A 12,798-nucleotide genomic window follows, 5' to 3' on the forward strand; every position below is an offset into this window, starting at 1 on the left:
GGATGTGTCTTCTTTCGGACGATCATGACACTTGGGGGCAGTGAATGGCCGGAGACAACGGGCACATGGACAGACGTTCCGTCATGCGCGGGGTGGCGACGATGGGCGTCGGCGCCGCCGCCGGAGCCGTGACGATGGGCGGCACTCCGGCGTACGCCGCCGGCGCGGGCGACGACCCGTACAGCGTCGACGTCATCGGCAAGGGCGCCGACCCGACCGGCGCCACGCCCAGCGACACCGCCTTCCGCGCGGCCGCCGCCGAGGTGCTCGCCTCGTTCCAGCCCGGCGCGATCTCGGGGGCCATCCCCAAGAAGGTCCTGGTGATCCCGCCCGGCACCTATCTGCTGACCCAGCCCGACTCGCTGCTGCCCGGCATCGACGGCAAGGGCAACGGCGGCATCGTCGACGGCCTGTCGATCACCGGCTACGGCAAGCGGCTCTCCCGGATCGTGTACGCGCCCACCACCGACGACACCACCCTGTGGACCAACTACCGGCGCTACAAGAACATCCGGATCTCCGGACTCACCTTCACCAGCAACAACCCCACGTCCAGCTTCTGCTACGCCTACTCCACCGACGGCGGCTACGGCGTACAGGACACCTGGTACACGGACGTGGAGTGGCGGGGCAGCTGGAAGCGCGGCATCGGGCTCGACGGACCCGTCGACTCGCCCGACCACGCCCTGCCCGAGTCCGACCTCAACAGCGAGATGGGCTGGGACCACTGCCAGATCGGCGGCACCTACTCCGAGGCCTTCCTGGTCATGGGGATGAAGCCGACCGCCACCCAGCAGGACCAGTTCCTGAACTTCTGGTTCCGCGAGTGCAAGGTCGAGTTCAAGTCCGGGGTGTTCGTGAAGAACAACCGCGGCGGCTCGATGAACTTCATCGGCGGCTCCTACATCCTCACCGACACCGCCGCCGCCGGCACCTTCTTCCAGCTCGGCTCCGAGGCCACCACCCGCGCCGACTCCGTCGCGCGCCTGTACGTCCAGGGCATCCGCTTCGAGTTGCACAACGCCGGCCAGAAGGTCATCGACTCCCGCTGGCACAAGGGCACCATCACCTTCGTGTCCTGCGACGACACGGCCGTCAGCCACCAGTCCTGGACCGACGGGGCGGTGGCGCACACCTACGCCTTCAACGCCATCGGGAACAGCGGCCCCATGGTCCGCTACACCGACTGCGCCCTGATGGGCTCCCACCAGGTGACGACCGGGAGCACGCCGACCACCGCCGGCAAGGTGCTCTACGACGGCTGCCGCTTCATCGACATGACCAAGGCGGTCGGCACGGACGACACCAGCTTCCTGCGCTGGACCGGAACGGCGGCCCCCCGCCACGAGATCCGCGACTGCCTCGCCGGGGCGACCTACGCGGCCGACGTGAAGTACCCCGCCTGACCCGTGGGGGCCGCGGCCGGGCGCCGCGGCCCCCACGTCGTACGCTGCCGTGCGTACCGATGTCGGGCGGAGGGAAGATTCAGCTCATGGGGTGTCAGAAGCGGGCGTACATACTCGGATCGGCGGTGGCGGCGCTGCTCGCCGTCTCGGGCTGCGCGGGCCAGCAGGGCGGCACCGCGCCGGGCGACGCCAAGGGGAGACCCACCGCGCCCGCCCCGCGCACCCCGTCCGGCGACGGCAAGGGCCCGGCCGAGGGCACCCTCCCCGGCCTCCCGACCGCCGCCCAGGCCCGCACCCAGCTCGCCCGCCTCAAGGTCGCGGCCCAGGGCTCGATGACCGGCTACAGCCGCGACCGCTTCCCGCACTGGGCCGAACAGGGCGACAGCTGCAACACCCGCGAGACCGTCCTCGAACGCGACGGCCGCGACGTGCGCCGCGACGCCGAGTGCCGTGCCGTCTCCGGCACCTGGACCAGCGTCTACGACGGCAAGACCTTCACCAAGGCCGCCGGCCTGGACATCGACCACACCGTCCCGCTGGCCAACGCCTGGCGCTCCGGCGCGAACACCTGGACCCAGGAGAAGCGCAGGGCCTTCGCCAACGACCTCACCCGCCCTCAGCTCCTCGCCGTCTCCGCGGTCTCCAACCGTTCCAAGGGCGACCAGGGCCCGGAGGACTGGCAGCCGCCGTCCCGGACGTACTGGTGCGCCTACGCCCGCTCCTGGACCACGGTGAAGTCCCACTACGGCCTCACGGTGACGAAGACCGAGAAGACCACCCTCGGGTCCATGCTGGACACCTGCCGGGACTGACCCCGCGCACCGGCGGGCGGCCCGCGCCGCCCGCCGCCCGGCCGGGCCCTACCGCCCGCCCAGTTCCTTCGCCATCAGCAGCTCCCGCGTCCGCCCGTCGGCGAGCAGGCCGCCCGGGCGGGCGGACGGCGTGAAGCCGTGGCGGGCGTACAGGGCGATCGCCGGGTCGTTGCCCGGAAGCACGCCCAGGCGGAGGGTGCGCGCGCCCGAACGGCGGGCCCAGGTCTCCACCGCCGTGATCAGACGGCCGGCCACGCCCCGGCCGCGCGCCTCCGGGGCCACCCACACCGAGCGCAGCTCGTACCCGCCGTCCGGGGCCCGCAGGCCCGCCGCCGTTCCCACCGGGCGCCCGTCGAGGAGCGCGGCGACGCTGTGGCAGCCGGGATCCGAGAGGCGTGCGCGCCAACGCGTCTCGCCGCCGTTCGGCCAGTCGGCCAGGGTCGCCTTGAAGGACCCGGGCGAGTCGGTCAGGGCGGCCAGACGGGCGGCGCGCCACAGGGGCCAGTCGGCGGGCGTGAGTTCGCGTAGCAGCACCATGCCGCCCAGTCTGCCGCGTCCGCCCTCGCACCCCACCATTCCCCTCCCCTCCACACCCACCTTCCGTGCGGGAAACGCGGCGGAATTGTGGGGTCGGACCTCCCATGTGCCCTCCGTACGGATCGCGTTGACTTGCGCATGTCGCTCGGCGCCGAACGGCAACGGAAGACCCACAGCGTGCGCGTCCCGCGCACTCGACACGGAGGAGACGACATGAGCGTCCTCAAGCTCCAGAACCTGCAGCCGCGCACCACCGCCAGCAAGGCCGTCTCCGTGAGCCTCACCAGCTCCGGCTCGGACTGCTGCAAGAACGACCCGCAGTAATCACCCGAACGAACGCCACGGTCCGGGTGGGGACGCCCCACGCCCCCACCCGGACCGTGGCGCACCCGCCCCGCCGCTGCCGTCGGCGGCGGCGGCACCTCACGGAGGAGACGACATGAGCGTCCTCAAGCTCCAGAACCTGCGGCCCCGCACCATCGAGGGCAAGGGCATCGCGGTGAGCGTCACCAGCTCCTACTCGGACTGCTGCAACAAGGACCCTCAGTAATCACCTGTACGGCCGGCACGGTCGGGGCGGCGGCGACCCGCGCCCCCACCCGGACCGTGGCGCACACGCCCTGCCGCTGCCGTCGGCGGCACCTCGACGACCACAGAGGCTGACATGCGCGACCAACGATGGGTCCACCGGTTCCTCTTCGCCTGGAACGACACCCTGTTCTTCGATCCGCTCGACGTCTACTACAAGCCGAGGAAGGACCACTTCCTGGCCGACCTCGACGAGCGGACGCGGGCGCGCTTCGTCCGCAGTGGCATCTGGTGGAGCCATCGGCACAACCCCGACCTCCCGAAACAGGGATGGAAGATCCACGTGTCCTCCAACCACCGTCAGGTGAGGGAGGTAGCGGCCACGGTGATCGGCCATCTGGTCTCCCGGGAGATCGACTTCAAGATCGCGCTCGACCTGAACGTCTTCGAGATGCTCAACTCCAAGGCGATGTCCAGGGGGAGCGGGGGCAAGCTGCTCACCGTCTACCCGCGCGACGAGGACGAGTTCAGGACGTGCCTCGCCGACCTGGCCCGCCTGCTGGAGGGCGCCGAAGGCGCGTACGTGCTGTCGGATCTGCGATATCGCGACAGCAAGGCGCTGTACTTCCGGTACGGCCAGCTCCTCTCCACCCACACCGTCGACGTCCTGGGCCGCAGGATCCCGCACATCCTGGGACCCGACGGGAAACCCGAGACGGACGGCCGGCGGCCCGGGGACACCCACCCCTGGTGGGTGCCGTGGCCGTTCGCCGACTGGAAGCCCGCCGAGGAGGCCGAGGGGGAGGGCCTTCTCGGCGGCCGCTTCCGGGTGACCGGCGCCCTCCAGTTCTCCAACAGCGGAGGCGTGTACACCGCCGAGGACACCCTGGACGGCGACCGCCAGGTCGTCCTCAAGGAGGCCCGGCCGCACACCAACCTCAACCCGCGCCTCGACTACGACGCCGTCGACGTCCTCGGCCGCGAGTGGATGTTCCTCAACCGGCTGGCCGACGTCGAGGCGTACCCGGACCCGATCGCCCGCTTCCGGCACTGGGAACACCACTACATCGCCGAGGAGTTCATCGACCGCACCGACATCCGCTCGGTACTCCTCGAACACAACCCGCTGGCCCGCCCCGGCTTCGCGCCGGAACGCTCGCGGGAGTTCCTGCGGATCTTCATCACCGTCTTCCGCGGCCTCGCCCGCGCGATCGACGCGGCCCACCGGCACGGGGTCGTCCTGGGCGACTTCACCCCGGCCAACCTGCTCATCGACCCCGAGACGTACGACGTGACCATCGTCGACCTGGAGGCCTGCCGCCTCGTCGACGCCTCCGGCGCCACCGGCGAGACCGGCGAGGCGGGCCTCAACCGGCCCGTCGAGCTCTACACCCCCGGCTTCAGCCTCTCCCGCGGCGGCTTCAAGCCCGCCGGCATCGAGGGCGACCTCTACTCCCTAGCCTCCACCATGGCGTACTTCGTCTTCCCCATCGCCGCCATGTCCTACCTGCGCGAGGACGTCCTCGACACCTACCGGGTCTTCTTCGACGGCCTGGGCTGGCCCGAGCGGGTCCACCGGCTCGTCACCGACCTCGCCGCCACCCGGATCGGCCTCGCCGACGTCGTCGCCCTCCTCGACGCGCAGGAGGCCGAACTGCTCGCCCAGGTCAGCACCGAGCGGCCGCGCCCCGCGATCGAGCCGACCGGACTGCGGGCCACCGAGGCCGGCGTCGCCGCCTTCGTCGAGGCCGCCGCCGACACCGACCGCGCCACGCTCTTCCCCGTCGACCCGTTCGCGCACGTCACCAACCCGCTCAGCCTCGGCTTCGGCGCGAGCGGCGTGCTCTGGTCGCTGAACGCCTCCGGCGTCCCGGTACGGCCCGAATGGCACGACTGGCTGCGCCAGCAGCTCACCCGGATCGACCTCGACGCCTACCCGGACGGCCTGATGAGCGGCCTCGCCGGCATCGCCTGGGCCGCCGAGTCGCTCGGCATGCGCCGCCAGGCCAGGGAGCTCCTCGGCCACGCCAACCGGCGCGCCCTGGAGACCGCCGACCACACCTTCTACTACGGCCTGTCCGGCATCGGCATGACCAACCTGCGCTTCTACCTGCGCGGCGGCGACCCCCGCGACCTCGCCGCGGCGAAGGACTGCGCCCGGGTGCTCCTCGACACCGTCCACCGGGACGGCACGCACGCCTACTGGCTCAACGACTTCTCGGAGGAGGGCCCGCTGACCGGGCTCGGCTTCGGCCAGGCCGGCGTGGCCCTGTTCCTCCTGCGCATGCACCAGGTCACCGGCGAGGAGCACTACCGCGACCTCGGCCGGGACGCGCTCGCCTGGGAGATGGCCCACGCCACCCCCCTGGAGGACAGCGGCCTGATCATGTTCGAGCACGAAGGGACCATGGAGCCGTACATCGAGGTGGGCTCCGCGGGCGTGGCGCAGGTGCTGCTGCGCTACGGCGACCTCGCATCGGCGCGGACCGTGCTGCGCGCCCTCGACGTCGGCCACTCCGTGCTCCCCGGCTACTCCTTCGGCATGAGCGGCATCGCCGACGCCCTCCTGGACGCCGCCGAGATCACCGGAGACGCCTCCTACCGGGAGACCGCCCTGCGCCAGCTCGACTTCCTCCGCAAGGTGTTCCTCTTCGAGCCCGCCGCCCACTTCGAGGTCCCGCGCCGGGCCGGCGTCACCCCGCTCGGCGTCCCCGGCGAGGGCCTGCTGCGCTGCTCCACCGACTACCTCACCGGCTCCGCCGGCGTGCTGCGGGTGCTGCACCGCGCCAACCACGGCGGCATGGCCGACTTCCTCCTCGACGAGCTCGACGGGACGGAACGGTGAAACAGATCTGGCGCACCCTGCGCGGCCACCAGCGCCCCTTCACCGGCATCCTCGTCGCCGAGGCCCTGTTCGGCGGGACCGAGGCCCTGCTGCACCCCCTGCTCCTGAAGGCGCTCTTCGACCAGGCGATCCTCACCGCCGACTTCCGCAGGTTCCTCTTCCTCGGCGGCTGCTACCTGGTCCTCGGCCTCACCCTGAACCTCTCCGGCTACGGGATCGGGCTCTGGCGCAAGCGCTTCGAGAACGCCTTCGTCCTCGGCCTGGAGACGGAACTCCTCGGCCGGACCCTCGGCCTCGACGGCCGGCAGATCGCGCGGCAGGGCAACGCCTCCTACGTCAGCCGCATCCACAACGACGTCCGCGAGGGCGTGCTGCCGGCCGTCGACGTCTGCATCCGCATCGCCCGCCAGGCCTGCGCCTCGGTCGTCTTCCTCGGCGTGCTGCTCTACCTCTCCTGGCAGGCCAGCCTCATCCTGCTGGTGATCATCCCGCCGCTGGTCCTGGTCAGCAACGACCTCGCCCGGCGCATCGAGAAGAACACCGACCCCGAGCGCGAGGCCGAGGCCCGGTACGTCAACACCCTCACCCGTACCCTCGAAGCCTTCCACGCCCTGCGCGGACTGCGCTCGCTGCTGCCCGGGGCCCGCGCCGCCAACCAGGACGCGCTGAACGGCTTCCTCGGCATCACCTACGCCAACTACCGCCTCGCGCAACGCCAGCGGACCCTCAGCGACCTGGTGATGAACCTGTCGGACACGGCCTCGATGGTCATCGGAGCCTTCTTCGTCTTCAGCGGCCGGATGTCCTTCGGCAGCTTCCTCGCCTTCGTGAACTCGCTGTGGCGGGCCGTCACCGGCATCTTCGACCTGGTCAACATGATCCCGCAGACCCGCCGCAACACCGCGGTCCTCAAGCGGATCGAGGCCCTGCGCGCGTCCGGCAGCGCCCCCTACCACGACGAGGGCAACCTGGTCCTGGTCCGAGGCGCCCGCGTCCGCTACGGGAAGACGGACGATGACGACGAGACGGACACGGCCACGGCGACGGGGGCGGACGCCGAGTCCGGCGCGGTGGACCTCGGCAAGCGGGCCGAGGCCGACAAGACCGTCGCCATCCCCGACTTCGGGCTCCGGTCCGGTGAGCGGGTCCTGCTCCGCGGCCCCAACGGCTGCGGCAAGACCACCCTCCTGCACATCGTCGCCGGCACCCTCGCCCCCGACAGCGGCACCGTCACCCTGCCGCCCCGGGTCGCGAGCCTGACCTCACCGGTCCAGCTGCCGCCGCTGCCGGTCCGCGAACTCGTCACCGACCCGCGGCTGCGCACCACCATGGGCCTGGACGACCTCGCCGACCAGTTCCCCTCGGAGCTGTCCTCCGGGCAGCGCCAGCGGCTCGGGGTCGCCGCCCTGCTCGGCGAGGACGCCGACGTGTACCTCGCCGACGAGCCCTTCGCGAACCTCGACGACGCGGGCCGCGCGCTGGTCCTGCGGATGCTGCGGGAACGCACCGAGGGACGGGCCCTGCTCGTCGTGCACCACGGCGACGAGGACCTCGACAGCGCCTTCGACCGGGTGGTGAACCTGGCCGTGGCCGCGGTCCCGGGAAGCGTCGGGACCGCGGCCTGAGGGGGCCGTCACACGGCCGGACCGGCCACCAGCTCGCGCGCGGCCGAGGCGAAGGCCGCCCGGGTCGGGTGGCCGGTCTTCTGCAGCAGGCTGGACACGTGCTTCTCCACCGTGCGGGGCGAGATGTGCAGCCGCCCGGCGATGTCCCGGTTGCCGAACCGCTCCGCGAGCAGCCGCGCCACCTCGAACTCCCGCACCGTGATCCCGCACCGGCGCAGACCGGGCGGCACCCGGTCGGCCCCCGAACGCCGCTGCCGGACCGAGGCGCCCATGCCGCGCAGCAGGGACCGGCAGGCGCCCGCGGGCGCGGGCAGGCCCGCGCCGTGGAAGAACTCCTCGGCCTCGCGCAGCCACTCCACCGGGGCGCCCCAGCCGTCCTCGTACGCCGAGCGGGCCACCAGCCGCAGGCACAGGTGGCGGGCCACCGGGTACGGCGCCGCCGCGTCGAGCGCCGCCGCCGCGGCCGCCGTCGCCTCGCCGGTCCGGCCCTCCCGGCCGAGCAGCACCGCGTGCGCCAGGCCGACGAAGGGACGGTTCCAGCGGGCCCCGGCCGCGCTCGCCGCCACGACGCCCGCGTGGTGCCGGCGGCCCATCCGGCCCGCGAGCACCCCGAGCAGCAGGACGACGCCGTGCCGGCCGAACTCGCCGGTCGCCGGATTCTCCGCGTCGTACGCGAGGGCCTGCGCGAAGTCCCGCTCGACGCCCTCGTGGTCCTCCTCCAGGAGGGAGCAGAACCCCCGGGCGAGCCCGTACGCCACCGGCCGCACCCCCGGCGCGGCGTCCATCAGCGGGGCGAGACGTCTCAGCGCCTCGGCCAGCTCGGGCCGCCGACCCTGGTGTGCCCAGCACACCGCGTCGACCAGCCGCCACCGGGCCAGCGCCCGGCCCAGACCCAGCCGGGTCGCCTCCGCGATCCCCTCGGCGACCAGCTCCCCCGCGGCGGCGAAGGCGCCGCGCCGCACCCGGTCGAGCGCCAGCTCCAGACCGGCCTCGTGCGCCGTCGGCAGCAGCCCCGCCCGCAGGGCCTCGGTCCGGGCCCGCTCCACCGGGGCGGTACGCCCGTCGCGGCGGGCCTCGACGCGGGCCAGGCCGAGCTCGGCCGACAGCCGGACGCCCGGCAGGCGGTGCGCCTCGGCGAGCGACCGGGCCTCCTCCAGCCGGGCCACCGCGGCCGGCTCGTCCTGTTCCCGGACCAGCCGGGCCAGCGCCAGCAGGGCCCGGCCGGCCACCTCGGGCAGTCCGGCGCGGTGCGCCGCGTCGACGGCCCGGCGGGCGGACTCCTCGGCGGTGCGCAGGCGTTCGGGGGCGAGCCGGGCCGGTTCCACCAGCGCCGCCGCGAGCTCCACCCGGGCGACGGCCTCGGCGTCGTCCCGGCCGGCCAGGAGGCGCCGGGCGAGGTCGAGCTGCCGCAGGCCCTCCGCGGGCCGCCCGGCCTGCACCCGGATCTCGGCGAGCCGGGCGTGCAGGCCCGCCCGCAGGGCCGGGGGCACGGTCGGGCCCGGCTCCCAGGGGCGCTCGGCGCCGTCGTCGGGGGGCCCGGAGGCCGGGGCGGCGGGCAGCCGGTCGAGCCGCCCGGAGCTGCCGACGGCGTCCAGGAGGCGGGCGAGGACCGCCGCGTGGGGTTCCGGCGCGGTGTCCGGGTCGGACAGACGGTGGGCGCGGGCCAGCAGGTCGAGGGTGCGGTCGGGGGCGCCTTCGGCGGTCGCCCGGCGGGCCGCCTCGGTGTAGCAGCGGACGGCCTCGGCGGCGTCGCCCGCCCGTTCGTGGAGTTCCGCGGCGCGGGCGCACCAGCTGCCGGGCAGCCGCGGGTGCAGGGCGGTGAGGGCGGCGGCGGCCCGGCGGGCGAGCGCGGGGTGTTCGACGGGGCCGAGGGCGTCCCGTAACGCCTCGGCGGCCAGCGGGTAGCGGAAGGCGTACCAGTCCGTGCCGGGGCCGTCCGGCACCACGAGGGAGGCGGCGGTCGCGGCCCGGAGCAGCGCGGTCAGCTCGGCCTCGTCGCACTCCGCGGCGTGCCGCAGCACCGGCAGCGGGAAGCGGGGCCCGAGGAGGGCCGCCAGGCTGAGGAACTCCTCGCCGCGCGGGCCGAGCCGGGCGGCCCGCAGCCGCAGGTTCTGCGCCACCCCGGCGAGGCCGTGCACCAGTTCCTTGACGACGAAGGGGAGGCCCGCGCCGCCGGTCGCCGCGCGCTCCACGAGGGCGGGGCTGACCTGCTCGGGGGCGATGCCCAGTTCGGAGGCGACGAGCCGGCGGACCGCGGAGCGTCCGAGGGGCGCCAGGTCGACCACCGTGGCGACGCCGTCCTGGCGGGCGCGGGCGGCGAGGGCGACGGCCCCGCAGGGCCCGCGTTCGGCGGTGAGCAGCAGGACGGCCGGGAGGTGTCCGAGGTTGTCGAGGAGGTACTCGACGACGGCGAGGGTGCCGGGGTCGGCCTCGTGCAGGTCGTCGAGGACGAGCAGGCAGCCCCGGCCCCGGCCGGCGGCGGCGATCAGCCGCAGCACCTCCTCGGCGACCATCAGGGGCGCCACGGCGGCGTCCTCGGGGCCGTGCGGGTCGGCGAGCAGCCGGGGCAGCGGGCCGTAGCCGCCCGGTCCCTCCGGGCCGGGTGAGGATTCGGCGCGGGAGAGCGCGAGCAGCGCCTCGACCAGCGGCCGGTACGGGACGGCCGGGCCGACCGAGCCCGCGCGGCCCCGGGCGGTGGCCATCCCCGCGTCCCGGGCGGCCGCGATCGCCTCGGCGGCGAGCCGGGTCTTGCCGGTGCCGGGCTCGCCGGTGACGATCACCGTCCCGCCCCGGCCGGACCGCGCGTCCGCGAGGGCGTCCGCGATCCGCCCCGTCTCGGTTCCCCGGCCCACGAGTTGTCCCCCGGGACGGGGGACATGGTCCTGGGCCGGGCTGCTACACGCGTAGGGAGTCGTCATCTGCCTCTCCAAGTGGGGTGGGGAAGAGGGAGGTCGGAGCCGCGACGATGACCGCGTGCGCCGGGCATGACGATAGGAAGGGGGCGCTGCCCCCTGCAGCCGTCCGTTTGGGGGGCTTGCGGGGGCTCCGTACGTGGTCAGACCCCCTCGATGCGGTCCTCGCGGACCCGTACGGCGAGGTCGATCTTCGTGTACGCCGGACGGCCCGCCTGCTGGTACTTGGCCTTGACCCGGTCCAGGTAGTCCTTGGCGGTGTGCACGGTGATCCCGGCCCGGCGCGCGGCCGACTTGAGGGTCATCCCGGAGGCGTAATCGAGCAGAATCTGACGTTCTCTGGGGGAGAGCCGGGGTCTTTCGGGGCTGGTGTCGTACGCGCAGGCGAAGGCCAGCTCGGGGGAGTGGGCGCCGTGCCCGGCCACCACGTCCCGGATCGCGGCGACGAGCGTCGGCAGGTCGTTGTCCTTGGTGAGGTAGCCGTCGGCGCCCGCCCGTACCGCCTCGATGACCCGGGGGCGGTCCGGGACGGTGCTGATGACCAGCACCCGGCTGCCGGAGCGCAGCACCCGGCGGATGTTGTCGGCGGGCGCGGAGCCGTCCCGGAGCAGCAGGTCCAGGAGGACGAGGTCGGGCGGGCCGGGCAGGGCGGCGAGCAGTTCCCCGACGGTCGCCGCCACGCCCACCACCCGCAGCTCGGGCACCCGGCCAAGCCAGGAGCGCATGCCGTCGAGCAGCATCCGGTCGTCGTCGACCACGCCGACGGTGATCACGCGGGCCATCTCAGCTCCACCCGCACTCCCTCGCCGGGCGCCGTGTCGACGGTGGCGAGGCCGCCGACCTCCGCCATCCGCTCGCGCACCGAGCGGCGCAGTCCGAGGCCGGGCACCGCGCGGTCCGGGTCGAAGCCGGGGCCCCGGTCGACGACGGTGACGACGGCTCCGCCGGGCCCGCCGTCCCCGTCGGGGTCCCCGGCGTAGCCGGTCGCGGTGAGGTAGGCGTGGCCGGTGCCGGCGTGCCGGCGCACGTTGTTGAGCGCCTCGCGGGTGGCGTCGGCGAACGCGGCGGCGACCTCGGGCGGCACCGGGGGCAGTTCGTGGTACTGGGCGGTGACCCGCAGCCGCAGGCTCTCGGCGGAGCTGACGGCCTCTTCGAGGGCGGCGCCCATCTCGGGGTGCGGTTCCTCGTCGGCGGTCTGCTGGATCAGCCGGCGCAGGTACGCGGCCTCCTTCGCGCACCGCTCCCGCACCGCGGGGGCGTTGGCGTCGATGCCGCCGGCCGCGAGGGTGGTGAGGGTGGCGAGAACGGTGTCGTGCAGGGCCCGGTGGTGCTGGAGGCGCTCCGCGTACCGCGCCTTCTGGGTCTCGGCGGCGAGCGCGCGGGCGTTGGCCGCGTCGAGCATGCGTCCCTGCCGGCGCAGGTACCACCAGAAGACCCAGGTCATCACGGCGGAGGAGAGTAGCGAGTTGACGTGCCCGCCGAGGACGGCGCGGCTGGCGCCCACCAGGTGGTAGCCGATCAGGTGGGTGACGACGAGCAGGGCGAGCGCCGCGAGGGCCTGGAGCCGGGGGAGGGCGACGGACACGACGCCGCTGGCCGACCCGCCGAGCAGCATGGCCCAGCCGAGGGCGGGGGTCTCCCGCACGCCGCCCCACGCGTACAGCGCGAAGGGCAGGAGGCATCCGGTGACCAGCACGTCCGCCCAGACGTGGCGGAGGTCGAACCAGCCGCGGGTGAGCGCCGCCCCGAACAGCAGGAGGCTCAGCCCGAGGGCGGCGGCGAGCCCCAGGTACTGCACGGGGTGGCCCTGCCGGTGCTGGGAGACCGCGAGGACGCCGACCGTGAGATGGCTCGCCCGGTAGAGGAGCGTGGCCAGAATGAGAAAGGACTGCGCGCGTTGGAGTCCGGATCCCGCCACGGCCGACTGCCGTAACGCCCGTAATCGCTCCATCGCCAAGGATCCCACCTGCAAGACCACGCCCTCCCCGCCCGCGAACCGTCGTCTTCGCCCCGCATTCTGCCTGAGTGGGATCCGGCCGACAGGGCGTCTGCCAGCCGTTTTGTGGACGGTGTGAAGGCGGTGTGCGGGTGCTGTGCGAGGGCCCCGGAGCACGGCACTACTCATTGGTAACA

10 protein-coding genes are annotated in these 12,798 nt (G+C 73.9%); 6 read left to right on the top strand and 4 right to left on the bottom strand.

Annotation, left to right across the window (positions count from 1 at the left end; translation table 11 throughout):
- The first annotated feature begins 65 nt into the window (after nt 1-65).
- Both AB0Q96_RS31635 and AB0Q96_RS31640 read left to right on the top strand, forming a co-directional pair.
- Entirely contained in the window at nt 66-1,406 is a 1,341-nt protein-coding gene (locus AB0Q96_RS31635; RefSeq protein ID WP_365331480.1) for a hypothetical protein, read from the top strand.
- A gap of 86 nt (nt 1,407-1,492) precedes the next feature.
- Entirely contained in the window at nt 1,493-2,218 is a 726-nt protein-coding gene (locus AB0Q96_RS31640) for a DUF1524 domain-containing protein (RefSeq protein WP_365331481.1), read from the top strand.
- Between the two features lie 48 nt (nt 2,219-2,266).
- On the opposite strand, the gene AB0Q96_RS31645 is transcribed toward AB0Q96_RS31640, so the two are convergent.
- A complete protein-coding gene (locus AB0Q96_RS31645) occupies nt 2,267-2,755 on the bottom strand; it encodes a GNAT family N-acetyltransferase (protein ID WP_365331483.1) in 489 nt (162 codons plus the stop codon).
- A gap of 213 nt (nt 2,756-2,968) precedes the next feature.
- On the opposite strand from AB0Q96_RS31645, the gene AB0Q96_RS31650 reads away from it, so the two are divergent.
- From AB0Q96_RS31650 to AB0Q96_RS31665, 4 genes are all read left to right on the top strand, one after another.
- Nucleotides 2,969-3,079, top strand: a complete 111-nt coding sequence (locus tag AB0Q96_RS31650; RefSeq protein ID WP_329426498.1) for a class III lanthipeptide — start codon at nt 2,969-2,971, stop codon at nt 3,077-3,079.
- A gap of 115 nt (nt 3,080-3,194) precedes the next feature.
- A complete protein-coding gene (locus AB0Q96_RS31655; RefSeq protein ID WP_365331485.1) occupies nt 3,195-3,305 on the top strand; it encodes a class III lanthipeptide in 111 nt (36 codons plus the stop codon).
- Between the two features lie 114 nt (nt 3,306-3,419).
- Nucleotides 3,420-6,128, top strand: a complete 2,709-nt coding sequence (lanKC, locus tag AB0Q96_RS31660) for a class III lanthionine synthetase LanKC (protein WP_365331487.1) — start codon at nt 3,420-3,422, stop codon at nt 6,126-6,128.
- Nucleotides 6,125-7,753 carry an ABC transporter ATP-binding protein gene (locus AB0Q96_RS31665; RefSeq protein WP_365331489.1) on the top strand — a complete coding sequence of 543 codons (1,629 nt, stop codon included), beginning with the start codon at nt 6,125-6,127 and terminating at the stop codon, nt 7,751-7,753. The genes lanKC and AB0Q96_RS31665 overlap by 4 nt, the downstream gene beginning before the upstream one ends.
- A gap of 8 nt (nt 7,754-7,761) precedes the next feature.
- On the opposite strand, the gene AB0Q96_RS31670 is transcribed toward AB0Q96_RS31665, so the two are convergent.
- The 3 genes from AB0Q96_RS31670 to AB0Q96_RS31680 form a co-directional block, all read right to left on the bottom strand.
- Nucleotides 7,762-10,605, bottom strand: coding sequence for an AAA family ATPase (locus AB0Q96_RS31670; protein WP_365331491.1), 2,844 nt, complete (start codon nt 10,603-10,605; stop codon nt 7,762-7,764).
- Nucleotides 10,606-10,808: 203 nt separating this feature from the next.
- Complete coding sequence (locus AB0Q96_RS31675; RefSeq protein ID WP_365331493.1) at nt 10,809-11,447, bottom strand: response regulator transcription factor; 639 nt, start codon at nt 11,445-11,447, stop codon at nt 10,809-10,811.
- Nucleotides 11,435-12,583 (bottom strand): hypothetical protein, encoded by a 1,149-nt coding sequence (locus AB0Q96_RS31680; RefSeq protein ID WP_365331495.1) that lies wholly within the window; start codon nt 12,581-12,583, stop codon nt 11,435-11,437. Before AB0Q96_RS31680 ends, AB0Q96_RS31675 begins: the two co-directional genes overlap by 13 nt.
- Nucleotides 12,584-12,798 lie beyond the last annotated feature (215 nt).

Source organism: Streptomyces sp. NPDC093111 (genome assembly GCF_040683955.1).
Taxonomy (GTDB): domain Bacteria; phylum Actinomycetota; class Actinomycetes; order Streptomycetales; family Streptomycetaceae; genus Streptomyces.

Excerpts from the sequence above, each read along its gene's own strand:
- AB0Q96_RS31640 (WP_365331481.1), top strand. The coding sequence starts at position 1,493 with ATGGGGTGTCAGAAGCGGGCGTACATACTCGGATCGGCGGTGGCGGCG.
- AB0Q96_RS31675 (WP_365331493.1), bottom strand. The coding sequence starts at position 11,447 with ATGGCCCGCGTGATCACCGTCGGCGTGGTCGACGACGACCGGATGCTG.
- AB0Q96_RS31635 (WP_365331480.1), top strand. The coding sequence starts at position 66 with ATGGACAGACGTTCCGTCATGCGCGGGGTGGCGACGATGGGCGTCGGC.
- AB0Q96_RS31645 (WP_365331483.1), bottom strand. The coding sequence starts at position 2,755 with ATGGTGCTGCTACGCGAACTCACGCCCGCCGACTGGCCCCTGTGGCGC.
- lanKC (WP_365331487.1), top strand. The coding sequence starts at position 3,420 with ATGCGCGACCAACGATGGGTCCACCGGTTCCTCTTCGCCTGGAACGAC.
- AB0Q96_RS31655 (WP_365331485.1), top strand. The coding sequence starts at position 3,195 with ATGAGCGTCCTCAAGCTCCAGAACCTGCGGCCCCGCACCATCGAGGGC.
- AB0Q96_RS31650 (WP_329426498.1), top strand. The coding sequence starts at position 2,969 with ATGAGCGTCCTCAAGCTCCAGAACCTGCAGCCGCGCACCACCGCCAGC.